This window comes from Bradyrhizobium sp. URHD0069, assembly GCF_000701345.1.
In the GTDB taxonomy this organism is placed as follows: Bacteria; Pseudomonadota; Alphaproteobacteria; order Rhizobiales; family Xanthobacteraceae; genus Bradyrhizobium.
The window spans coordinates 43,240-66,444 of record NZ_JNIJ01000014.1 but is presented as its reverse complement, the minus strand read 5'-3'; the positions used below and the strand labels follow the sequence as shown (position 1 = coordinate 66,444).

24 protein-coding genes, 1 tRNA gene and 1 pseudogene are annotated in these 23,205 nt (G+C 60.7%); 18 read left to right on the top strand and 8 right to left on the bottom strand.

Annotated features, from left to right (window positions below; genetic code table 11):
- Window positions 1–94: 94 nt before the first annotated feature.
- From N554_RS0109095 to N554_RS0109080, 4 genes are read right to left on the bottom strand one after another with little or no spacing between them, the layout of a single operon-like run.
- Window positions 95–886: an ABC transporter permease gene (locus N554_RS0109095; RefSeq protein ID WP_029583176.1), complete on the bottom strand. Its 792-nt coding sequence runs from the start codon at window positions 884–886 to the stop codon at window positions 95–97.
- Entirely contained in the window at window positions 883–1,692 is an 810-nt protein-coding gene (locus tag N554_RS0109090; RefSeq protein ID WP_081851189.1) for an ABC transporter permease, read from the bottom strand. The genes N554_RS0109095 and N554_RS0109090 overlap by 4 nt, the downstream gene beginning before the upstream one ends.
- On the bottom strand, window positions 1,676–2,632 hold the full coding sequence (locus N554_RS0109085; protein WP_029583174.1) for an ABC transporter substrate-binding protein: 957 nt from the start codon (window positions 2,630–2,632) through the stop codon (window positions 1,676–1,678). The genes N554_RS0109090 and N554_RS0109085 overlap by 17 nt, the downstream gene beginning before the upstream one ends.
- A gap of 41 nt (window positions 2,633–2,673) precedes the next feature.
- Window positions 2,674–3,552 carry an ABC transporter ATP-binding protein gene (locus N554_RS0109080; protein ID WP_197033503.1) on the bottom strand — a complete coding sequence of 293 codons (879 nt, stop codon included), beginning with the start codon at window positions 3,550–3,552 and terminating at the stop codon, window positions 2,674–2,676.
- A gap of 893 nt (window positions 3,553–4,445) precedes the next feature.
- On the opposite strand from N554_RS0109080, the gene N554_RS41470 reads away from it, so the two are divergent.
- On the top strand, window positions 4,446–4,814 hold the full coding sequence (locus tag N554_RS41470) for a hypothetical protein (RefSeq protein ID WP_156041859.1): 369 nt from the start codon (window positions 4,446–4,448) through the stop codon (window positions 4,812–4,814).
- A 135-nt stretch (window positions 4,815–4,949) separates the two neighbouring features.
- On the opposite strand, the pseudogene N554_RS38125 reads toward N554_RS41470, so the two are convergent.
- Window positions 4,950–5,194 (bottom strand): annotated as a pseudogene (locus tag N554_RS38125) (helix-turn-helix domain-containing protein).
- 157 nt (window positions 5,195–5,351) lie between these two features.
- Between N554_RS38125 and N554_RS0109060 the strand changes: the two are divergent.
- From N554_RS0109060 to N554_RS42930, 3 genes are all read left to right on the top strand, one after another.
- A complete protein-coding gene (locus N554_RS0109060; protein WP_029583170.1) occupies window positions 5,352–5,930 on the top strand; it encodes a DUF4339 domain-containing protein in 579 nt (192 codons plus the stop codon).
- A 164-nt stretch (window positions 5,931–6,094) separates the two neighbouring features.
- On the top strand, window positions 6,095–6,400 hold the full coding sequence (locus tag N554_RS37270; RefSeq protein ID WP_029583169.1) for a PP2C family protein-serine/threonine phosphatase: 306 nt from the start codon (window positions 6,095–6,097) through the stop codon (window positions 6,398–6,400).
- Window positions 6,393–6,821 (top strand): PP2C family protein-serine/threonine phosphatase, encoded by a 429-nt coding sequence (locus N554_RS42930; protein WP_029583168.1) that lies wholly within the window; start codon window positions 6,393–6,395, stop codon window positions 6,819–6,821. The genes N554_RS37270 and N554_RS42930 overlap by 8 nt, the downstream gene beginning before the upstream one ends.
- 156 nt (window positions 6,822–6,977) lie before the next feature.
- On the opposite strand, the gene N554_RS0109045 is transcribed toward N554_RS42930, so the two are convergent.
- Window positions 6,978–7,067: transfer RNA gene (locus tag N554_RS0109045), tRNA-Ser, on the bottom strand.
- Window positions 7,068–7,209: 142 nt separating this feature from the next.
- On the opposite strand from N554_RS0109045, the gene N554_RS0109040 reads away from it, so the two are divergent.
- A complete protein-coding gene (locus N554_RS0109040) occupies window positions 7,210–8,073 on the top strand; it encodes an alpha/beta fold hydrolase (protein ID WP_029583167.1) in 864 nt (287 codons plus the stop codon).
- Window positions 8,074–8,278: 205 nt separating this feature from the next.
- On the opposite strand, the gene N554_RS0109035 is transcribed toward N554_RS0109040, so the two are convergent.
- Window positions 8,279–9,373, bottom strand: a complete 1,095-nt coding sequence (locus N554_RS0109035) for an ROK family protein (RefSeq protein WP_029583166.1) — start codon at window positions 9,371–9,373, stop codon at window positions 8,279–8,281.
- Between the two features lie 333 nt (window positions 9,374–9,706).
- Between N554_RS0109035 and rplU the strand changes: the two genes are divergently transcribed.
- From rplU to N554_RS0109020, 3 genes are all read left to right on the top strand, one after another.
- Window positions 9,707–10,234: a 50S ribosomal protein L21 gene (gene rplU / locus N554_RS0109030; protein WP_029583165.1), complete on the top strand. Its 528-nt coding sequence runs from the start codon at window positions 9,707–9,709 to the stop codon at window positions 10,232–10,234.
- A gap of 92 nt (window positions 10,235–10,326) precedes the next feature.
- On the top strand, window positions 10,327–10,599 hold the full coding sequence (gene rpmA, locus N554_RS0109025; RefSeq protein WP_029583164.1) for a 50S ribosomal protein L27: 273 nt from the start codon (window positions 10,327–10,329) through the stop codon (window positions 10,597–10,599).
- A gap of 128 nt (window positions 10,600–10,727) precedes the next feature.
- The gene (locus N554_RS0109020) at window positions 10,728–11,324 is read left to right on the top strand and encodes a GNAT family N-acetyltransferase (RefSeq protein ID WP_029583163.1); all 597 of its coding nucleotides are present in this window, start codon (window positions 10,728–10,730) and stop codon (window positions 11,322–11,324) included.
- Between the two features lie 226 nt (window positions 11,325–11,550).
- Here the strand turns inward: N554_RS0109020 and N554_RS0109015 are convergent, their stop codons facing one another.
- Window positions 11,551–12,468, bottom strand: coding sequence for a DMT family transporter (locus N554_RS0109015; protein ID WP_029583162.1), 918 nt, complete (start codon window positions 12,466–12,468; stop codon window positions 11,551–11,553).
- A 488-nt stretch (window positions 12,469–12,956) separates the two neighbouring features.
- Here N554_RS0109015 and obgE point away from each other — a divergent pair, with 488 nt between their 5' ends.
- The 10 genes from obgE to N554_RS0108965 all read left to right on the top strand — a co-directional run bounded on the left by obgE (window position 12,957) and on the right by N554_RS0108965 (window position 23,195).
- Window positions 12,957–14,012, top strand: coding sequence for a GTPase ObgE (obgE, locus tag N554_RS0109010; RefSeq protein WP_029583161.1), 1,056 nt, complete (start codon window positions 12,957–12,959; stop codon window positions 14,010–14,012).
- A 64-nt stretch (window positions 14,013–14,076) separates the two neighbouring features.
- Entirely contained in the window at window positions 14,077–14,445 is a 369-nt protein-coding gene (locus N554_RS0109005; protein ID WP_029583160.1) for a VOC family protein, read from the top strand.
- Window positions 14,446–14,535: 90 nt separating this feature from the next.
- A complete protein-coding gene (proB, locus tag N554_RS0109000; protein ID WP_029583159.1) occupies window positions 14,536–15,681 on the top strand; it encodes a glutamate 5-kinase in 1,146 nt (381 codons plus the stop codon).
- Window positions 15,682–15,826: 145 nt separating this feature from the next.
- Window positions 15,827–17,119: a glutamate-5-semialdehyde dehydrogenase gene (locus tag N554_RS0108995; protein WP_029583158.1), complete on the top strand. Its 1,293-nt coding sequence runs from the start codon at window positions 15,827–15,829 to the stop codon at window positions 17,117–17,119.
- A 132-nt stretch (window positions 17,120–17,251) separates the two neighbouring features.
- Entirely contained in the window at window positions 17,252–17,896 is a 645-nt protein-coding gene (locus N554_RS0108990; protein ID WP_029583157.1) for a nicotinate-nucleotide adenylyltransferase, read from the top strand.
- Between the two features lie 172 nt (window positions 17,897–18,068).
- Window positions 18,069–18,422, top strand: coding sequence for a ribosome silencing factor (rsfS, locus tag N554_RS0108985; protein WP_029583156.1), 354 nt, complete (start codon window positions 18,069–18,071; stop codon window positions 18,420–18,422).
- 128 nt (window positions 18,423–18,550) lie between these two features.
- Window positions 18,551–19,033: a 23S rRNA (pseudouridine(1915)-N(3))-methyltransferase RlmH gene (rlmH, locus tag N554_RS0108980; RefSeq protein ID WP_029583155.1), complete on the top strand. Its 483-nt coding sequence runs from the start codon at window positions 18,551–18,553 to the stop codon at window positions 19,031–19,033.
- 153 nt (window positions 19,034–19,186) lie between these two features.
- A complete protein-coding gene (locus N554_RS0108975) occupies window positions 19,187–20,458 on the top strand; it encodes a murein hydrolase activator EnvC family protein (protein ID WP_245283557.1) in 1,272 nt (423 codons plus the stop codon).
- Window positions 20,455–21,813 carry a S41 family peptidase gene (locus N554_RS0108970; protein ID WP_029583153.1) on the top strand — a complete coding sequence of 453 codons (1,359 nt, stop codon included), beginning with the start codon at window positions 20,455–20,457 and terminating at the stop codon, window positions 21,811–21,813. The genes N554_RS0108975 and N554_RS0108970 overlap by 4 nt, the downstream gene beginning before the upstream one ends.
- Window positions 21,814–21,992: 179 nt before the next feature.
- Window positions 21,993–23,195, top strand: a complete 1,203-nt coding sequence (locus tag N554_RS0108965) for a divergent polysaccharide deacetylase family protein (protein WP_029583152.1) — start codon at window positions 21,993–21,995, stop codon at window positions 23,193–23,195.
- Window positions 23,196–23,205 lie beyond the last annotated feature (10 nt).

Sequence of the window (23,205 nt, the reverse complement as noted above, 5' to 3'; positions counted from 1 at the left end):
AGAACCTGAAAGGATTTCGCCTGCAGGATCTTACGATTATACGACGCTTAGCTTAACTCATGCGGCGTTCGTTGGAAGTAGAAAGCATCTTTGATCAGCTATCTCGGGCCTCAGTCTGCCCATAATGCCAAAATAGGAGCTTATGTTCGGACCAGAGATTGATCCTGTTTATCAGCAGAGCACATACGGCCAGCACGATAATGCCGGCAAGACCGTCGGCCATCTGGAAACTTTCCTGCTTCTGCCGGAGAAAAACTCCAAGGCCATCGGTGCTCAAAAGCATCTCAGCCGTTACGCCGATAAGAAGCGCCACCGGAATACTCGTTCGGATGCCGGCAGCGATCTGAGGGAAAGCGGCCGGAAGGTACACGAACAGAAAGCGTTCCGGAACTGTCAATCTTACCGATCTAGCTGCGTTGACCGTGGTCGGGTGGATGGATCCAACACTCGAAATGCTACTGAGCAGGATCGGAAACATGACTCCGTAGAAGACAATTGCAATCTTCGCAGAATCACTCACGCCCGCCAAAAGCATCACGAACGGAATGATCGCAGGTGTTGGCAAAGGCCGCAGGATTTCGATGATCGGCCCTAACACACGCGCCAGCCCTTGAATGCGCCCAATAGCGAGGCCAAGTGGGACCATTGTCAGCGTTGCAATCAACAGTCCTAGGAATGCACGTTTCAAAGTTAGAAGAAGCTCCCATCCGAGCTCGGAGCGAAGTTGCCATGCACGAATTGCAACGACACTCGGTCCAGGCAGTTCGACGCCTGACGACAGCCGAAGATGCGACAGCCATTCCCAAAGCCACAATACAGCAGCGATAGATATCGCTCCCAGAATAGCGGATATCATCCGGTCCATGTTGGAGAGCAGCTTCATCATGCCGTCGCCCCGCCATCGAGCTCGGCGCGACGGCTCAAGGCAAGCTGCCAACCAGTCAGAAACGTACTCACGCTCAAAAGCAAATAATTGAGCAATATTCCAATGAAGCCGCACAGGATTACGATGCCGAACATCTCCGCCGTTCGTAGGGCGAACGCTGTCTCGAACAGGCGATAACCAAGCCCCCGTTGACCGGCCAGCATCTCGACCAAAATGGCGGCAAGCAACGCCATGCCTCCGCCAATTCGGACACCTGTGACAATCTCGGGCATCGCGTTGGGCAGACGTATATAAACAAGCAGCGCCCAACGGCCGCATCCAAACGAACGGCCCGTCTCAATGAGCGTGCGGTCAGCCGACCGGAGCGCATTGGCAGTGACGACGTAGATGGGCCAAACTGACGCAAAAACTACTGTGAATATGAATAGACCGCGGCCGATTCCAACAAAAAATATCGCAATGGGGATCATCGCCGCCGAAGGAATCGGGCGCAGCAGCTCAACGATCGGCGCAAGCAACCCGTCGGCAATTCGCGAGGTAGACGTCAGGATGGCAAAGAAAATCCCCACAATGGTAGCTATCAGGAGGCCTTGTAGCGTCCTTAAGAGCGTCATTGTCATGTCAAGGATTAGTCCACCCTCGTTGAAAGCACGAACGAGTGCGAAAAACACCGACGAAATCGGCGGAAAGAACTGCGCCGGCATCAGCCCCGATCGTGACGTCAGCTCCCATGCAAGAGCAACGGCAAATAAACCGACGCCACGATTGAATGCACGACGCCAGGCGCTGTTATTTGTTAAGGTCATAGATCAGTTCACTGGCCTCAATTCGCTTCGGAACGGTCCCGGTTGCCGCAGCGGCGTCGATAACGGCCTGAAGCGAGGAGACCGGAAAGTCTGTTTGAGCGATCGACAGCACGACATTGTTCGCAACCGCCGCGTCAATTTTGGTATATTCCATCAGTATTTTACGGGCTTCGGACTCGTTTGCGGCAATCTCCTTCATTGCCTTTCCAAGCGCAGCACGGAAGGCACTTGCCGTCGCGCGATTCTGCTTTAGCCATTCTTCATTGGCGAACAGGCCCGAGTGGAGCTGAAGCTCATTCTCATGCTCCTTCTGAACGAGACCCGCCATTACCGGAACATCGATGCGGAACTGTTTCATGCTCGTCAGAAACGGATCGTTGTTGCAGGCCGCATCGACGTTACCGAGCTGAACTGCAGCCTGCATCTGCGGAAACGGTATTGTGGTGATCCTGACGTCAGCAATGGAGAGACCGGCGTCAGCTAGGCGCAGACGTGCGATCAGCTCGCATTGCCCTGACCGCGCGTTCATTGCGATCATCTTGCCTTTCAGGTCCGCAGCCTTTTTGATTCCACTTTCCTTCGATGCAACATAGATGAGCGTGTGATTGGTCGGACCTTTATCCAGTGCAATTCCAGTGAAGTATTTCAGCGGCAATCCTTGGATGCGGGCGGCGATAAGAGGAACAGTTCCGGCATATCCGACCTCTGCTGAACCGCCCGATACCGCACCGATGACGGCGGCGCCTCCGGTTACAAGCATCGGCTCGACCTTGAGATTTACTTCGGCGAAATAACCTTTCTTGTCCGCGACGAAATAAGGTAGCAGATCAACCGCGGTGAGGTAGACGAAGCGTACCAGCACTGGTTGTGCGGCCGATACAGGGGGAACAAAGAGCAGCAATGCGGCGAAAAAGCTTACGATGGTTGCGAGGCGGGTCATTTCGCTCCTTGTTCAATTTGGGGTTAGCACTGCTTGTGGCGTCAACTCGGGGGAACCTGCCGGTTTTCCGGCGCGCGTTTGATCATCTCAAGCACCTGGTGCCGAAGCTCAAGGAATCTTGGATGCTCCTTGCTAAGCAAGGGATCCCGCGGCAAAGGCACGTCCACCGGAACATCCAATTCAATCCGCGACGGACGATGTGACAAAACGCAAAGGCGCGTGCTCAAATAGATGGCTTCCTCGATGTCGTGCGTGACAAGAATGCATGTCTGATCGTATTTCTTGAACAGATCGAGGACGAGTTCGTGCATGTCTGCCCTGGTCTGGGCATCCAGAGAGGCAAAAGGCTCGTCCAAAAGAAGGACTTCCGACCTCGCCGCAAGCGCACGGGCAATTGCAACTCTTTGCTGCATTCCACCGGAGACTTGCCACGGATAGTGATTCGCGAAATCGGCAAGGCCGACCGCAGCCAGCAAATCCGAAGCGATGTCGTATTTTTCGGACTTGCTCAGATTTTTTAGGCGCCTCATCCCGAAAAGCACGTTGTCACGGTTTCGCTTCCACGGAAAAAGGCTACGGCTATAATCTTGGAAGACGACTGATAGTCCCGCGGGCGGCGACAAGATCGTCTCACCGCGAAACTGAATTCGCCCGCCGCTCAAAGGCATCAATCCCGCGAGACAAAGTAAAAGCGTGGTTTTGCCACACCCGGACGGCCCCACCAGCGTGACGAATTCGCCTTTTCTGACCGTAAGGTTGACGTCCTCGATGACAACGTTCGTCTTGTGCGAACCTTGAAATTGACGACGAATGTGCTCGATCGACATCATGATCGGCGCCACACCGCAGTCGGCTACATTTAGACTGCGGCCCGAATGGCCGAACACCATCGGTTCAACCAGATTTATGACTCCGTTCATACATCACTCCCGACGCGCGAAGCCGAATTCCGTCTTCAGTCGCTTCAGCGTTGATCCGACCAAACTAAGGAAGGAGTTTTTATCGATAATCGCTTTGCTAGAAAGGTATGTCAAGATTATTTTTATGAAAGTTATTGTGCCGATTTGACTGGTCGATTTGACTGTCTGGCTAATTTTACGGCAACACGGCAATCAGCCCCTTAGCGATGGCTTAAAAGCATAACGTATGCTGTGCCAGATTGAAGGTTTTAATTTCCCGACGATCGATATCGAACTAATCATCCGTCGGAACATTAAGTCGCTTTCGCTCGGCTGCATATTGTAATAGGACGGCAAACCGATATAGGCCGTGAGCAAATTTGCCTGACGGCATCGTGATAAAGAGCGCAAAACTCGCCCCAAGTGCAGCGCCAGCGATGCGCGATTTGGTACTACCGGATGCGATCACGCGGAGGATATGAACCTCGGCAACCGGAAAAAGGTTGCCTCAAGCGGCAGCGGGCGAGGCACAGGAATAGCGATGAAGGACCGGTCGCTGTGTGGGGCGCTAGTTGTTTGGTCCGGAGAGTCGTGGCGCTATGCTGACCGGCGAGTCGGAGGGAGCGCTATGGCAGACATTCTTGACGGCGGCGTCCGCACTACGCCGCGAGTTCGATCGGAGCTCCAAGCGGCGAAAGAGACGACACCGTGACAGGGCTGTGGCGCCGCCGATATAGGAATTTGCAACACAATCGAGCGGTGATTATCCGCTGAGGATGCGAAGCCGAGCTTCCCCTTTAAACATAGACGCCGGTTTGCGTTTTAAGATGGATTTCTGTGTTTCGGCGTTTTTGGGGGATTTTCTTTACGGCTCGACATCAAGGAGAGCTACCCTTGAGTCCAATCTGAACTGGTTGAAGTCTGGCTCCCCGACGGCTCCCCCATCCGCCACCATAGATATCGACCCGCGGTTTGCGGATGCGCGGACCAAGCGGAAGCTGATAAGACGCAAGCTGCAGGCCAAGATCGCGTTGGAGCGAGGGCCGACGGCATCCGACGAGCTAGTGATCACGGTAGCCATCATATTCGCAGCGGCGGCGAAACGAGCAGCGCGGCTGAACGGCGTCCGGATTCAGCTACGCGAGTATATCGAGCGCTACGGACTTGGATACGGGCGTTGGTTCTTCCTCCACGATATCGCGAAGGAGACCAAAATCATGCGACGGATCGGAAGCGTCGGTCGGCTAGTGAAGCGAATCTTGCGTGCGTTCGAACGGTCGTGAATATCACGCTCTCGCGCTTCATTTCGTCTTTACCCAAACCCCGTCCCGAAAGAAAAGCCGGCGGAGCATCGGCATCGAGGCATGCTTGCGGGCCCAGATTGGATCGAATCGTCCCGCGCCTTCCCGTTGCAATTCCTACCTCTTCTTGCGCCCCTTTCGAAGGGTCGCTGGGGGCTTTTCACCGTGTCTTGGCGCGATCAGCAATTCACCTACCGCCACCTCCAACGCAGCGGCAAGCCGGTCCAAAGTTTCGACCGTCGGGTTTTCAACTCCGCGCTCGATCCGTCCGACATAAGAGCGGTCAACACCGGCGTCTGAGACAACCCGCGCCTCACGCGAAGCCGCCTAAGATTCCAAGCCACCAGAGCCGTCGCCTTCATAGAAAGAACAGACGGCTTTGCGGTCCATTAAAACACGGACTATAATGTCCCTATTTCAATATTCGCTTCGGGCTGAAGCGAAACATAGGCGGCCCTTGGATGAATCCTTTGCGACATCCTTGGGAGCCCAAGAGAGAACGAGGAAGCTGGGGCAGTAATGAGCGATACGGTCGAGGCAGATGGGGCAAGCGCCAGCAATTGGTATTTCACCGAGAACGGGCAGCGCAAAGGCCCGATAACCACGGCCAATCTGTTGGAGCTGTTGGAAGTAGAGAAAATCAGCGGCGACACGCCCGTTTGGCTCAAGGGTCTTGCCGACTGGCAGCCGCTCCGAAATACAGAGTTAGCTGGGCGCCTTCAGGATACCCCTCCGCCAGTAGCGCCCAACTTTGTGAACAACAGCCTTGTCTGGACGCTCGCAATTGCGCCGATCGGCTATGCTTTCCTCGCGGGATGGCGCGACATGCAAATTATGGAGGATCCCCTCGGAGATCACTCCTTCGCGCAGTTCGTTGCTCTAGGCCTACCATTGCTGTTGAACGCCACGCTGTGCCTCATAGACGAACAGCAACTGAAGCGCGCGGGTTACGCCGATAAATGGCTCACACTCTTCGGAATTCTTCTGGCGCCCGTCTACCTGTTCCTGAGAGCAAAGCGCCTGCGACAAACGCCGACCTACGGCTATACCTGGGTGGTGTCCTTCATCGTCAGCATTCTCCTGTCGATCCCTCACTAGACTTCGACAATCCAGCGACATCCGGCGGACGATCTTCTTGTCCGAGGTACGATTGCCCGGGTTGAATTCGACGGTCTGAAGGCCAACCTGCTTGGTAGCACCTGACCCTCTTCAAACAGTGTGCGCCCGCACGCAAGCCAGAGCTACCCGGCGAGCCATCTCTCATGACGAACTGGACCATAGCCGGATTCACCCACCGCCGCCGCGTACGTCAGGGCAATGAGGACGCCGTTGCGATCGATAGCCGCATCTTCACTGGCGACATGGCCACGCCGGTGGCTCTGACGTCACCGAATGATTGCTGCCTCCTGATGATCGCGGACGGCATGGGCGGCTACGCGCACGGCGCGGTGGCCAGCCGGGCCGTCCTCGATTATCTGGTTGCTGCGATCGATCGGCTTTCAAATCCCGCCACCTGCGCTGAGGTGGTCGAGGAAGCCAATCGACATCTCTTCGAACTCCATGCATGAGCACGAGGAAGCGCTCGGCATGGGCACGACGCTCATAGGAGCCGTTCTGTCGGCGGACCGGCTGATCACATTCAACGTTGGCGATAGCCGTTGCTACCTCTTCAGCGCAGGCCAGCTAATACAGCTCAGCTACGACGATGTACCCGTGGGTCAGAGCAACCAACTCGCTGCCCACCGATCTCACGCCCTCAGTCAGGCGCTGGGCGGGTCTTCGCTTCCCATAGCGGTCGAACCCCACATCTCGATCGACCCACCGCTTGGGTCCGGAGAGACCCTGCTCCTGTGCAGCGACGGCCTCACCGACATGGTCACCAGCGAGGTCATCGGCAGCACCTTGAGAACGTTGAGGACCCTCTTCGATCTGTGCGTACGCTGGCCGCTATCACGTTCAGGGCCGGCACCCGAGACAACGTGTCCCTAGCCGTAGCGCGCCGGTCGGACGCTCCAACGGAGCTATCTCACTCCAAGACGCGATTGTGAGCTCGTTTTCCGTCCGAACGGAAGTATGGGCCAGGATATGGGCCGCCAAGCAGCCAACTTCAGGAAGCGCTGGAAAATAAGAACTTTTCGGCCTGTATGGCGGAGAGGGAGGGATTCGAACCCCCGATAGGCTTGCACCTATGCCGCATTTCGAGTGCGGTGCATTCGACCACTCTGCCACCTCTCCCAGTCGCCAAAAAGGGCGCCTTCGCCCCTGCGGTGGGGACGAGTTCTAGGCGAGGATGGCGGGCCAGACAAGACGCGGGCGGAGAGATTTCCGCGGGTTGGTTGCGGTATATATAAAGACAGGATCGGACAAGAGAGCGGTCATGGAGCATTTGAAGGTCCATGCGAACGGCGCGGCCTTCCATGTCGCGCGGACCGGCAAAGGGCCTGCGCTGTTGCTGCTGCACGGCTGGCCCGAATTCTGGCTCACCTGGGAGCCGGTGATGGCGCGGCTCGCCGAGCGCCACACATTGTTCGCGCCGGACCTGCGCGGCTTCGGCGACAGCGACAAGCCCGACGGACCGTTCGGCCCGGACGATCATGCTGCTGATATGCTCGCGCTGCTCGATGCGCTCGGCCTCGGCCAAATCGGTGTCGTCGGCCATGACGTCGGCGGCGCGGCGATGCAGTCGCTGGCCAGAAAATCCCCGCAGCGGTTTTCCGGATTGTTTTTCTTTGATTTCGTCTATCCCGGCATCGGGCCGCGAATGGCAGAACCTGAGCGGCTCAACAACATCTGGTACCAGTCGTTCAATCAGATGGAGATCGCACCTCAGCTGGTCGGTACGACGCGCGAAAGCTGCCGAACGTATATCGGTTACTTTCTAAAGCATTGGGCGCACCGCAAGGGCGCCTTCGACGACGTCCTCGAAGCCTTCACCGATAACTTCTTGAAACCCGGCAACCTTGCCGGCGGGTTTGCGCATTACCGCGCGGCGCATGCCGGCCGCATCAAGATGATGAAGGGCGAGGCGCCGCAGCCCGCGCCGATTGGTGTGCCGACCTGCATCCGCTGGGCGGAGCACGATCCGCTGTTTCCTTTTTCCTGGACCGACCGGCTGGGCGAAACCTTTGCCGCCCTTGATCTCGCGCTGTTTCCGGACGTCGGGCACTTTCCACATCGCGAGGACCCCGATCGCGCAGCCGCGGAGATTGCCGCGTTCTTCAAACGCATCGGCTGGGGCTGATTGGTGGCGAAAGCCGAAAAGGGTGGGACCGCCGGACGCAACAAAAAAACCGGCGGTCCCGTGTCGCGTCATTGAAATTGCGGCCGGGAAGTGCGGCTTCGCCGGTCGCCTGAGCGACGAAAGGAGGCTAGCGATCCGCTCGAAATCGGCAATGCAATCCGCATCTTAACCTAACCGGTCAAGGTTACCGCGCCGGGCACACCTTTTAATCCTGGTCCTTCTTCTTGCCGTTCCTGCCGTTGTCCTTTTTGCGGTTGGTGAAGCGCGCGTTGCCAAGGCCAGTGCCGATGGTCAGCACGCCCCAGTGGTCGACGTCCTGCATGTACGGCACTTCGGAGAGGCCCTGCACCACGCCGTCATTGTGCATCAGCACTGTGGTGTCGTGATCGCCGATCTGCGGGATCGCCTCGACCAGGCTCACCGGCAGGTTGAATTTGCTGCTCGCCCAGTTGCCCGGCAGGTTCTGCGCGCCCTTCTCGATCGAGCCGTCTTCGTTGATCACGCCGGGACAGGCGATTCCGATGAACGGCGCGAGCTTCAGGCTTTCGGCATCGGCGGCGGCAATCAGGCCCTTGAGCATCTTGGCCAGACGTTTGACGGCGGCCTCTCGCGTGGGCTCGTCATCGGCATGTCGCCAGAGCTCGGACATCCAGACCGCCGCCTTTGACAGGTCGGGCGCTTTTTTGGGACGGCTCTCGACGACGCCGCAACGGATGTTGGTGCCTCCGATATCGACCGCGAGAATGCTGTCATGGCCTTCGAAAATCCATGACGGCGCCAGATGCAGGCAGCCGATCAGGCCAGCTTGATCGGGATGATAGCGGATCGGCTTCATATCGACCTTGAAACCTTCCGCCCTGAGGAGCATGCCGGTGCGCGCGATCGCGAGCTCGCCGACCCGGCTCTCGCGAAGACCGCCGCCGACCACAATGCGCTCGGTATCGGCCCAGGCCTTGGTCTTGAGAAATCGCTGCGTCACGTAGGCCAGCTCCTGCGCGAATTCCTCGATTGCACCGTGCACCAGCGCCGCAGCCCCGATGTCGTCACCGACCAGCGCCTCATCGAGTTCGTTCTTCCCTATGGCCTCGGCGGATTTTCTCCCCAAGGGATCCCCGCCGCTTTTCTTCAGCGGCTTGCGCTGCGCATCCAGTATCTTGCGGAATGCTCGTTTGCTGGCGCGGTCGCCGAGAAAGCCGTCCTCGTCCTTCAGTCCGATATTGAAGCTGTCGATGTCCACCGACGGCAGCCTTGTGGCGCCGTGGCGGGCGATGCCCGTTTTCGCTACGATATCTTCAGCCATTTTGCCCTGCCCGGTCGGAGGTCGTGAGACAACGGCGGCGGAACCCTTTGGTTTCACGGGCGGGAATGACCATGCTGCGGAGGCAGTCGGGTGGGCCGAAATGCGCTAAATCCCTTATATCTGGCGCGGTTTTGGGGCGCTTTGCCTTGACTTGGGCCTCCCACAGGCTATAAGTCCGGCCACCCGGCGCGGGATTTTCTCGCGCCGCATGTTTTTGCGTGGCTCTCACGGGGATCGCTCCCCGATCGCGCAAAGATCGAATCCATAACGACTGAAGAAAAAGCCGGCCCGGACCTGTTCCGAGGCCGGGATCGAACACGAAGGAATTCAACGATGTTCGCAGTCATCAAAACCGGCGGCCGGCAATACCGCGTCGTTCCGGATGATGTGCTCGAGATAGGCAAGATCGCCGGCGATGTCGGCTCGATCGTGCAGCTTGGCGAAGTTTTGCTGGTTGGCGGCGATCAGCCGGTGCTGGGTGCGCCCACGGTGGCGGGCGCTTCGGTTGCGGCCGAAGTGCTGCAGCACAAGCGCGGTCCCAAGATCATCGCGTTCAAGAAACGCCGCCGCAAGAATTCGCGCCGCAAGCGCGGCTATCGCGACGAGATCACGGTGCTGCGCGTCACCGAGATTTTGACCGATAACAAGCAGCCGACGATCGGACCGCGGCCGAAGAAGGAAAAGCCGGTTGCAGCGGCACCGGCCGAGGGCAACGACGAGGCGCCGAAGACCGCGACGAAAAAGGCGCCCGCCAAAAAGGCGGTTGCCAAAAAGGCCGCCGCAAAACCGCGCGCCAAGCCGGACGCGAAAAAAGCTCCGGCCAAAAAGGCGGCCACGAAGGGCAAGAGCGACAAGAAGTGAAGCTTGTCGGGCAAAAATTGAAACGTGATAAAAAGTGAAATGATTCCGCCAAGGAATTGATCTAGAAATACGAATAAGTTTGGAGACGGGCCATGGCTCACAAAAAAGCAGGCGGTTCATCGCGTAACGGACGTGATTCAGCGGGCAAGCGCCTCGGAATCAAAACCTACGGCGGCGAGCATGTGATTCCCGGCAACATCATTGCGCGCCAACGCGGCACCACGTGGCATCCCGGCCTTAATGTCGGCATGGGCACTGATCATACTCTATTCGCCAAGGTCGAAGGACGTGTCGAGTTTCGCGCAAAAGCCAACGGCCGCACTTTCGTATCGGTTGTTCCAATGACGGAAGCCGCGGCCGAGTAAACGGTGGACAAAATGAGTCCGCCGGGTCCTGTTGAACCGGCGGAGCTCTTTAGGACTCCAAAGGAGAGGCGGGAAACCGGCCTCTCCTTTTTAGTTTTGCGTTTTGTTTTCGCATACAGGAGCCCGATATGTTGCAGGACGTCCCTACCCCGACATTGCGGCAGGCGAGTAGCTGCGTCCTCGAGACGGAACGGCTGATGCTACGCACGCCGACGCTCGCGGACGTAAAAGCGATTGCGCGCCTCGCCGACGACCGCCGCATTGCGGAAAATACCCGCCGCCTGCCGCACCCCTATCTGCTCGATCATGGCGTGGAGTTCGTGCGCACGGTGGCGAACGATCGTCGCGAGACCGTGTTTCTGATCGAATACAATTACACGCCGATCGGCGTCGTCGGCGTTGACTGGCGCGAACCGGACGCGCCCGAACTCGGCTATTGGCTCGGCGTCGAGCATTGGGGTCGGGGTTTCGCCACCGAAGCGGCGCGGGCGGTGATCGACTTCACCTTCGAGGAGTTCGATGTCGGGCACCTGATCTCCGGCGCGCGGGTTGCCAATCCGGCTTCGCGCAACGTTCTGGAGAAGTGCGGCTTCCAGTGGAGCGGCGTCGAGCTGCATCGCTTCGAGGCGCTGGGCTCGTCGACCCCGGTCGATTGCTTCCGCCTCTCGCGCAGCGTCTGGTCGTCGCTGAAGAACTGGGGCAGTTCGACGCGGCGCGTGCGGTGAGCGCCATACGCCAACAACAAACGGTCGTCCCCGCGAAAAACAACACGTCGTCGTCCCCGCGAAAGCGGGGACCCAGCGATGTTTGTTGTTACGCCGGATGGTTACTCCAACTCTCGCAAGATTGACGCTGCGGGTTATGGGCCCCGGCTCGCGCAGAGCCTGTCATCGGGCGCGCATGCGCGCGACCCGTTGGCTTGGCCGGGACGACGGCGGGGTTTGCTCGCGCTCACACCGGCGGGCTGACCGCCGTCTCACCGCGGCCCAGATCGCGCTCGCGCAGGAAAATGTAGAGTCCCGCGCCGATGATGATTGCCGCTCCCGCGATCGTCGCGATCGACGGCATATCGCCGAACACGATATATCCGAACATCACGGCCCAGACGATCATCGAATACTGATACGGCACCACGACGCTTGCCGGTGCGAGCTTGAGCGAACGATTGACGCATAGCAGCGCACCCACCGCGATAAAGCCCGCCGCGGCAAACAGACCCAAACTGCCCAGGCTCGGCGTGACCCAGCCGAACGGCGACAACAGCGCACCGAGTGCGAACGTACCCATGAATTGCGACGACGCCAGCACGATATCCGGCGTCGCGCGCAACGAGCGGGTGATCAGCATCAAGAGAGCGAACGACACGCTGCCGCCGAGCGCGATCATCGCAGGCCAGCTTACGGTTTGTGCCGACGGCTGCAGCGCTATCAGCACGCCGCAAAAGCCGATCAGGACAGCACTCCAGCGTCGCCAGCCGACGCGCTCATGCAGCACGATCGCCGACAGCGCGGTGACGAAAATCGGACAGGCCAGATAGTAAGTGATGACGTCGGCGAGCGGCAAATAGACCGTAGCCAGAAAGAACGCCGCGACTTCGAGCGTGGCGAGCGTCACCCGGAGCAATTGCAGCCAAGGCCGTTCAAGGTGCAGGAACTCTGTGCGATGCCGCCAGATCATCGGCAACAGCACGATCAGCGCCGCGCAGGCGCGCAGCCACAGCAATTGTCCGACGGAATAGGTTGCGACCATGAACTTTCCCAGCGCATCGCCGAACGAGAACATGAATATCGACAGCAGCATCAGTCCGATGCCGGCAAGGCGCGCGGAGCGCTCATCCGTGGCGGTCGAGATTCTAGCGAGCAGGGTCATTTGTCACCGTGGCAGGGCCTCATTGCCTTCCGTCATGGCCGGACGGGTTCCGGCCATCTGCGGCTTTCGTGCCGTGCTGTTTTAGAGACGTGGGTGCCCGGGACAAGCCCGGGCATGACGAATTGCGTGGTGTCGATTGCCGTGTCAACACCTCTGCGATACCGATACGCCCTCACCCCGTTCGCAAGATTTTCGCAGGAAATCAGCCATGCCCGGGTTCGATCCCGCGCAGCACCTTATGCTCGCAGGGTCACCCACGCCGGAGGTGCGGCCGGATGCCAGTTCCGTCACTTCGAGCGCCGCCCTGCCAGCCGTAAACAGGCCGACGGACGATTGGAAGCGCACCCTTCATCATCAGGGATAGTTAACAGCTGGGGCGACCCGCTCGTCGCTGCCGGGCCTCAAGAAAGCCCGAAAATATTGGCTTTTTGCGATATTTCCGTCGGCAAGAGGTTGCCGCATCGTTGCCCCTGCCCTACCTATAGAGCATGAAATTCCTTGACGAAGCCAAGGTCTATATCCGCTCCGGCGACGGCGGCAACGGCTGCGTGGCGTTCCGCCGTGAGAAGTATATCGAGTTCGGGGGACCGAGCGGCGGCAATGGCGGCCGCGGCGGCGACGTCATCATCGAGGCGGTCGATGGCTTGAACACGCTGATCGACTACCGCTATCAGCAGCACTTCAAGGCGCAGAAGGGCACCAATGGCATGGGCAAGGACCGCCACGGCGCCAACGGCAAGCCGATCGTGCTCAAGGTGCCGGTCGGAACGCAAGTATTCGACGAGGACCGCGAAACGCTGATCCACGACTTCACCACGCTCGGCGAAAAATTCGTGCTGGCGGAAGGCGGCAATGGCGGTTTCGGCAACGCGCATTTCAAGTCGTCCACCAACCGTGCTCCGCGGAACGCCAATCCCGGCCAAGAGGGCGAGGAACGCTGGATCTGGCTGCGGCTCAAATTGATCGCCGATGCCGGCCTGGTCGGCCTGCCCAACGCCGGCAAATCGACATTCCTCTCGGTGGTCAGCGCCGCAAAGCCGAAGATCGCCGAATATCCCTTCACCACCCTGCATCCGCAGCTCGGCGTGGTGAATGCCGATGGGCGCGAGTTTGTGCTGGCGGATATTCCGGGCTTGATCGAAGGCGCTCATGAAGGCGTCGGTCTCGGCGATCGATTTTTGGGCCATGTCGAGCGCTGCCGCGTGCTGCTGCATCTGGTGGACGCAACCTGCGAGCATGCGGGCAAGGCCTACAAGACGGTGCGGACCGAGCTTGAAGCCTACCAGGGCCACCTCGCCGAGAAGATCGAGATCCTCGCGCTGAACAAAATCGATGCCGTGACGCCGGACGAGATGAACAAGCAGAAGGATCGGCTGAAGCGCGCCGCGAAGAAGACACCGCTGCTGATTTCGGCTGCCACGGGCGCGGGCGTGAAAGATGCGCTGCGTGCGCTGGCCGAAGTGATCGGCGAAGCGCCGGTGTCAGGCAAGGCGAAGGGCGCCGCGCAGGCGGAGCCGTGGGCACCCTCGACGGCGCAGAGCTGACTTGCGCTTGCTTCGGTCCGGCTGCAAAACTCCGCCATCCGATAAAATCTGAGGGAGGAAAATCATGATCGGGTACGTCACGGTAGGCACCAGCGATCTCAAGAAAGCGGCCGAATTCTATGACAGGATTTGCGGCGAACTGGGCATGGGGCGCTTCATGGCAAGTGATCGGCTCATCGCCTGGGGCGGCCCGGGCGGCGGCGCCGGGTTCGGCGTCGCGCTTCCGTATGATGGCAAGCCGATGACGGTCGGCAACGGCGTGATGGCGGCATTCGGGGCAAAAGACAAAGCTCAGGTCGACCGCGTCTACAAGCTCGCTTTGTCGCTCGGCGGCAGTTGCGAAGGCCCTCCCGGGCAGCGCAGCGAAAAGTTCTACGCCGCCTATTTCCGCGATCCCGAGGGCAATAAGCTCAACGCGTTCGTGATGGGCTGACGCAATCTCGGCTCTCGCCTAGCCGCGCCACTTCCAAATCATGGAGGTGGCGCGTATCGTTTTTGACGAAACGCGCACCAGACTGCATCCATGGCCCGCCCCAGCTTGAAAAAATTCCGCCGCATCGTGGTCAAGGTCGGCTCATCGCTGCTGATCGATTCCGACGCCGGCGAAGTGCGGGCGTCGTGGCTCGCAGCGCTTGCCGCCGACCTTGCAAAGTTGCATGGCGAGGGCCGCCAAGTGCTGATCGTCTCATCCGGCTCGATCGCGCTGGGACGCAGCCGCCTGAAACTGCCGCGCGGAACGCTAAAACTCGAGGAAAGCCAGGCCGCGGCGGCGGTCGGGCAAATCGCGCTGGCGCGAATCTGGTCGGAGGTGCTGGGGCATCACGGCATCGGCGCCGGGCAAATTCTGGTGACGCTGCAGGACACCGAAGAACGCCGCCGCTATCTCAACGCGCGCTCGACCATCGCCAAGCTCCTGGAATGGCGCGCGGTGCCCGTGATCAACGAGAACGATACGGTCGCCACCAATGAAATCCGCTACGGCGACAATGATCGCCTTGCCGCGCGCGTCGCCACCATGGCGAGCGCCGACCTTCTGATCCTGCTGTCGGATATCGACGGGCTCTACGATGCGCCGCCCGGCAACCATCCGAATGCGAAACTGATCCCGATCGTGGAGTCCGTCACATCGGAAATCGAGGCGATGGCGGGCGCGGCCGGATCCGAATTGTCGCGCGGCGGCATGCGCACCAAGATCGAGGCGGCGAAGATCGCGACCACCGCCGGCACGCATATGCTGATCGCATCGGGCAAGATCGAGCATCCGCTGCAGGCCATCGCCGATGGCGGGCGTTGCACCTGGTTTCTGACGCCGGCCAATCCGGTGACCGCGCGCAAGCGATGGATCGCAGGATCACTGGAGCCGAAGGGCACGCTGACCATCGACGCCGGCGCGGTGAGCGCGCTGCGCGCCGGCAAAAGCTTGCTGCCGGCAGGCGTAATCCGGGTCGATGGGCAATTCGCCCGCGGCGATGCGGTCGTGGTGCGCGGTCCCGACACCCACGAAATCGGCCGCGGGCTTGTCGCCTATGATGCCGAGGACGCCGAGAAGATCAAAGGCCGCTCATCGCCGGACGTGATGGCGATCCTCGGCATCAGCGGGCGCGCGGAAATGATCCACCGCGACGATCTCGTGGTGGGGCCGCGCGGCGCATTTTCTTCCGAGAGCTAGGCCAATGGCCGACGGCTTGGCGTGGCCCGCAAGCGCCGAACCTGCCGCAAAAATATCCGACACTCGCCGCCGTCAATCCTCTTCCGCACTTCGCAAAACGTGGATTTCCGTGCTAGGACATGACGTTACCTGAGGCTGAACCGAGATGAGCGCGCCCCTGAAGGCGATCGACGGAAACGCCGATTTGCCGACCCTGATGACCGACCTTGCTGTCCGCGCCCGCGCCGCCGCGCGGGTGCTGGCGCTTGCCTCTCCGGAACAGAAAAATCACGCGCTGGAAGCAATGGAGCGCGCCATCCGCGCCAATGCGTCCACGATCCTCGCGGCCAACGCCGAGGATGTCGCGGAGGTGCGTGCCGGCGGCGCAAGTTCGGCTTTCATCGATCGGTTGATGCTGACCGACGCGCGCATCGATGCGATGGCCGACGGCATCGCAACCGTGCGCGCCATCGCCGATCCGATCGGGGTCGTGACCGAGAGCTGGCAGCGCCCGAACGGCATGACTATCGAACGCGTGCGGGTGCCGCTCGGCGTCGTCGCCGTGATTTTCGAAAGCCGTCCCAACGTCGCTGCCGACGCCGGCGTGCTGTGCCTGAAATCCGGCAACGCGGTGATCCTGCGCGGCGGCTCCGACAGTTTCCGCTCCTGCCGCGCGATCCACGATTGTCTGGTGCAGGGATTGCGCGAAGCCGATCTACCCGAGGCTGCGATCACGCTGGTGCCGACCCGCGACCGATCGGCGGTCGGCCTTTTGCTGAGCGGATTGAACGGCGGCGTCGACGTCATCGTGCCACGCGGCGGCAAGAGCCTGGTCGCGCGCGTCGAAGCCGAGGCGCGCGTGCCGGTGTTCGCGCATCTGGAAGGCGTCAACCATGTTTATGTCGACCGTGCCGCCAATCTCGAAATGGCGAAGTCGATCGTGCTGAACGCCAAGATGCGGCGTCCCGGCGTGTGCGGCGCGGCCGAAACCTTGCTGGTCGATCGCGCCGGCGCGCCGACTGCGCTCAAGCCGCTGATCGCGATGCTGATCGAGGCCGGTTGCGAAGTGCGCGGCGACGATGCCGTGCAACGAACTGATTCCAGGGTGAAGCCTGCGTCCGACGAAGACTGGGACACCGAATACGAGGATGCGATCATGTCAGCGAAAGTCGTCGACGGTGTCGCTGAAGCGATCGCGCATATTCACGACCACGGTTCACACCACACCGATGCGATCGTGACGGAAGACCAAGCCGCCGCGCGCAAATTTCTCAACGAGGTCGATTCGGCAATCGTGCTGCATAATGCATCGACGCAATTCGCCGACGGCGGCGAATTCGGCTTCGGCGCGGAAATCGGCATCGCCACCGGGAAATTTCACGCCCGCGGCCCGGTCGGCGCCGAGCAGCTGACGAGCTTCAAATATCGCGTCCACGGCACCGGGCAGACGCGGCCGTGAGCCCCAGAGGGTTTTCCAGCGAAAGCCTGCCCCGGACGCGATCCGGAGTGGAAATCAGTTCGCGTGAAGGAAACGCGTCATACGAAAGAGATCCGAATCCAACGGTTCTAAGCTGCGCCCGCGGTGGCTCAATTGAATAGAGCTTTGGTCGCGCCGCAATCCGTTTCTCAGGCCATCCCGCTCTATACCAACGGCATGCGCATTGGCCTGCTCGGCGGCTCGTTCAATCCGCCGCATGTCGCGCATCGCGCCATCAGCCTGTTCGCAATCAAGCGGCTGAGGCTCGATCGCGTGTGGTGGCTGGTGACGCCGGGCAATCCGCTCAAGCAACAAGGAGCCTTGCGCGATCTCGCTCAACGTACTGAGGCCGCGCGCGAAATGGCCGACGATCCGCGCATCGACATCAGCTGTCTCGAATCCGTCATCGGAACGCGATACACTGTCGACACGATCACTTATCTGCGCCGCCGCGCCGGCGGCCTGCGTTTTGTCTGGATCATGGGCGCTGACAATCTCGCGCAATTTCATCGCTGGGAAAATTGGCGGCGCATTGCATCCGAGGTGCCGATCGCTGTGATCGACCGCCCGCCGCAAAGTTTTCGCGCGCTGGCTGCGCCCGCGGCCCAGGCGCTGGCGCGCTATCGCATTCCCGAGAACCAGGCTGGCAGGCTGGCGGACCGGCGCGCGCCGGCCTGGGTTTTTCTGACGGGCATGAAGTTGAACCTGTCGTCGACCGGCCTTCGGAACCCGGACGGCAGCTGGAGGACAGAGAAGTAACAGGTGGGGTTCACTGGAATATTGAAACCATTAACCCCACATGCATAGTATAGCGAGCGGGCGCCGGGATTCGGCGTTTGCGATACAGTGAAAGGAATGGTCCCTGGCACCATCTGTATTGTCCAAGTCTGTTTTACCCAAAACGCGTAAAACATCGACACAAGCCGCGGCCTTGAAGGCGCAACCCGACGCCGACAAGACGCTGAATATGATCCTCTCCCGCCTCGACGATATGAAGGCGGAAGAAACGGTCACCATCGACCTTCGCGGTAAATCTGCATTTTCCGACTACATGATCGTCACCTCGGGCCGGGCCAACCGGCACGTCGGCGCGATCGCGGAAAACGTCGCGAAAGGCCTGAAGGAAACCGGGATCAAAAGCATCCACATCGAGGGCTTGCCCAATTGTGACTGGGTGCTGATCGATTCCGGCGATGTGATCGTGCACGTGTTCAGACCCGAGGTGCGCGAATTCTACAATCTGGAAAGGTTGTGGACGCAAAACCCGGCGGCGACGGCGATCTAACTGTCGAGCCGAGGTGAATCGGCTTGAGCGCATGGTGGCATGCATGCGCGCATCGGAATGCGCGCGAGTTATTGATTTGAAGCATTTTCTGCGGCAAACCGGTTTCCACTTTGCCGGAAAATGCTGTTATGCACCTCGTCGTCGTTTCAATCGGCCGGCTGAAGCAAGGCCCGGAGCGGGAATTGGCACAACGCTATCGCGAGCGATTCGACGACATCGGCCGCAAACTCGGTTTTCGCGGCCTTGAGGTGCACGAAATTCCGGAAAGCCGCGCGCGCGATGCCGCAACCCGGATGGCCGAAGAAGCCGCGGCGATTTCGGCCGCCATCCCTGAGAAATCGGTGCTGGTGGCGCTCGATGAGCGCGGTGACAATATCGACAGCGCCACCTTTGCCCGGCATCTTGGCCGCTGGCGGGATGCGTCGGTCGCCAACACTATTTTCATGATCGGCGGCGCGGACGGACTTTCGCCCGATTTGCGGCGCAAGGCTAAGCTCAGCATAGCGTTCGGCTCCGCGACTTGGCCGCACCAAATGGTTCGCGTCATGCTTCTGGAACAAGTCTATCGGGCCGCGACCATTTTGGCCGGTCACCCCTATCACCGCGCCTAAGCCGCGCAGGCGGAAGCTTTAGAGAGCACTGATCCGGTTTCGATGCAGTCACCGCGACACATTCGTTCGTATACAGACACCATCCGCCGCGGCCGGGCAGCTTCCGTCCGCAGGCCGATTTCGATTGCTTTGCTGTCCGTGGGCATTGCCGGCATGAGCCTGACGCCGGCGGCGGCGCAGGTCGCAGGCACCGCGCCGCAGACAACAGCCGCTTCCCCTGACACCATCAAGCAGCGCGCGCAGGAACTCGAGGCCACCCGGGCCCAGCAAAAAAGCGCGGCTGAATTGCAGGAGAAGTTCAAGGCCGAGATCGCCGCGATCGGTCAGGATCGCAGCAAGCTCAATCAGCAATTGATCGACATCGCAGCCCAGGTGCGCGGCGTCGAGACCCGGATCGGCGATGCCGAAGCGCGGCTGCTCCCGCTCGATTCACGCGAGCAGCGGATACGCGGCTCGCTCGATTCGCGCCGATCCGAAATTATGGAGGTGCTCGCTGCCCTGCAACGGGCGGGACGGCGCACGCCGCCGGCCTTGCTGGTGAGGCCGGAAGATGCCTTGCAATCGCTGCGCACCGCCATGCTGCTCGGCTCCGTGGTGCCCGAATTGCGGGCACGCGCGGAAAAGCTGGCCGAAGATCTCAGCGAACTGGTGGCACTTCGCAAAGCCATCGCCACGGAGCGCGACAAGCTTGCGGTCGACCGCGACAAATTAAGGGATGACCAAACCCGGCTCGCGGCCCTGGTCGAGGAGCGGCAGCGAAAGCAGAGTTCGATCGAGAAAGACATGGAGGCGGAAGGCGCCCGCGCCATCACGCTGTCCCGGCAGGTCGACAGCCTGCAGGGCCTGATCGCCAAAATGGAGCAGGATCTGGCGAGCGCCGCGAAAGCGGCCGCAGCCGCCAGCCTGCAAGGCGCCCCGGCTACCCTCAACGGCAAGCCTAATCTGGGGGCCTTGAAGGACCCCGCCCGGATGACCCCGGCCATCGCTTTCGCGTCCGCCAAGGGTTTATTCGCGATGCCGGTTAATGGCGTCAAGATTCGCGAATTTGGCGGTTCCGACGGCGCTGGCGGCGTAGAAAAAGGCATTTCTTTGGCGACTCGCGCCGGCGCCCAGGTCACAACACCGTGTGACGGGTGGGTTGTTTACGCCGGACCCTTCCGCAGCTACGGACAACTCTTGATCCTCAATGCCGGTGGCGGGTATCATGTCTTGATCGCCGGGATGGAGCGCATTTCGGTTAACATCGGCCAGTTTGTACTTACGGGGGAGCCGGTCGCGATCATGGGGACGAAGTCCCAGGTCGCATCTATTCTCGCGACTAACGCGAGCCAACCCGTGCTCTATGTCGAGTTCCGTAAGGACGGCACTCCAATCGATCCAGGCCCATGGTGGGCCGCAAATGAAGGCGAAAAGGTTCGCGGATGATGCGCAAGACTTCTGTAATTCTCCTCAGCGCCGCCACCGGCGCGGCATTGACGCTCTTCGTAACCCAGCCCCGCTCGGTGCTGATGGGATCGAGTGCGCGCGCCGCGACTTCAGACACCTATCGGCAGCTCAATCTGTTCGGCGATGTGTTCGAACGGGTCCGCAGCGACTACGTCGAGAAGCCCGACGACAGCAAGCTCGTCGAGTCCGCGATCAGCGGAATGCTGACCGGCCTCGATCCGCATTCGAGCTACATGGACGCCAAGAGCTTCCGCGACATGCAGGTGCAGACCCGCGGTGAATTCGGCGGTCTCGGCATCGAAGTCACGATGGAAGATGGGCTGATCAAGGTCGTCTCGCCGATCGATGATACGCCGGCGTCCAAGGCCGGTATCATGGCCAACGACATCATCACCAATCTCGACGACGAAGCCGTGCAGGGCCTCACCCTCAATCAGGCCGTCGAGAAAATGCGCGGGCCGGTCAATACCAAGATCAGGCTGAAGATCATTCGCAAGGGTCAGGACAATCCGCTCGACGTCACGCTGGTGCGCGACAACATCCGCGTCCGCTCGGTGCGCGCACGCATGGAAGGCGACGATATCGGTTATATCCGCGTCACCACCTTCAATGAGCAGACCACCGAAGGCCTGAAGCGGGAAATCGGCAACCTCACCAACCAGATCGGCGCCGACAAGCTGAAAGGCTTCATCATCGACCTGCGCAACAATCCCGGCGGATTGCTGGAGGAAGCGGTAACGGTTTCCGATACCTTCCTCGAGCGCGGCGAGATCGTCTCTACCCGCGGCCGCAACGCCGAGGAAACCCAGCGCCGCGCCGCGCATTCTGGCGACCTGACCAAGGGCAAGCAGATCATTGTGCTGATCAATGGCGGCTCGGCATCGGCGTCCGAAATCGTCGCCGGCGCGCTGCAGGACCACAAGCGCGCGACCTTGGTCGGCACCCGCTCGTTCGGTAAAGGCTCGGTGCAAACCATCATTCCGCTCGGCTCCGGCAATGGCGCGCTACGTCTCACCACCGCGCGCTACTTCACGCCATCGGGCAAGTCGATCCAGGCCAAGGGCATCGTTCCGGACATCGAAGTGCTCCAGGACGTGCCCGACGAGTTGAAGTCGCGGACCGACACCAAGGGCGAAGCCTCGCTGCGCGGGCATCTGAAGTCGGAGGGCGACGAGAAGACCGGCTCGCAATCCTATGTGCCGCCGGATGCCAAGGACGACAAGGCGTTGAAGATGGCCGCCGATCTGCTCCACGGCGTCAAGGTCAATGCCGCCGCGCCGGCGACCGGCGACAAGGCTGCGATCGACAAGCCCGGCAACAAGGCGGCGAACTGATCCGGCCGAGCTGACCGGCTCTTGCGCAATGGGCGGCCTTCGGGTCGCCTTTTTGTTGGCGGGGCCAAATGGCTCACAATTGAGGCCCAAGCGAGCTTTTCACGAGGCTGCCGCAACGCCGGAACTGCCGCGCCCTTGCCCCCGCCGTGGTATCGTCGCCCGATTGATTCGGGGGGTCCATGGCTGAGATGGCCGACGATCTGAGCACTCCGCTCGGACAGGAAACCGCGCGCCGCAAGCGCCGATACCGGCTGCCATTCACGGGTATCCAGGTGCTTGCCGTGCTGCTCGGGTTGTTTCTGGTGGTCTTCGTAGGCTTCGCCATCTTCAACGATAATCCACTGGGCGGCGAACCGATCGCACACGTCGCGATCCGTCAGGCAGCGCCTGCGGCCGAAAAACCCGCCACGTCCCCCTCGGGCGCTTCCGAGCACAACGCGAAACCTGCAACCAGGCAAGCAGCAGCAGGCGAGCAGAAGACCGTCACCATTATCGATGGCTCAAGCGGGGTGCGCCACGACGTCGTGATAGCCGGCGACGCTCCGAGCAACGCCGAGGTTGACGCCGCGCCTGCCATGATGGCCGGGATCGATCAGCGCCTGCTTGAGAAATCGCGCTACGGCATGATCCCGGTGGTGTCAGATGGGTTGAAACCGTTCACGGTCTACGCAGCCGAGGCCGACCGCGCCAAGGCTGCAAAAATGCCGGTGGTCGCTATCGTGGTCGGAGGCCTCGGCGTCGGCGCGGCCAAGACCACCGATGCCATCATGAAACTGCCGGCCGCGGTGACGCTGGCATTTACGCCCTACGGCTCGGATCCCGCCAAGCTCGCCGAGCGGGCGCGCGCGCAACGCCATGAGATTCTGCTGCAAATCCCGATGGAGCCGTTCGACTATCCCGACAACGATCCCGGCCCGCAAACCCTGCTCACGACGCTTGGCGCCGAGCACAATCTCGATCGGCTGTACTGGCACCTCAGCCGCTTCCAGGGCTATGCCGGGATCGCCAATTTCATGGGCGGGCGCTTTGTCGTCACCGATGCCGTGATGCAGCCGATCGTCCGCGAAGCGGCCAAGCGCGGGCTCGGCTATCTCGACGACGGATCGGCGCCGCGCAGCGTCGCCCCGACCTTGGCGGCAAGCCAGGCGATGCCTTTCGCCAAGGCCGACCTCAGCATCGATGCGGTGCCGACGGCGATGGAGATCGACCGGGCGCTCGCCAAGCTCGAAAGTTTGGCGAAGGAACGTGGAACCGCGGTCGGCATCGCCTCGGCGTTGCCGGTTTCGATCGAGCGGATTGGCGTCTGGACCAAGGCGCTGGAAAGCCGCGGCATCATGCTTGTGCCATTGACAACCGCAATGCTGAAATCAAAATCTGGCTGAAGATCAACCG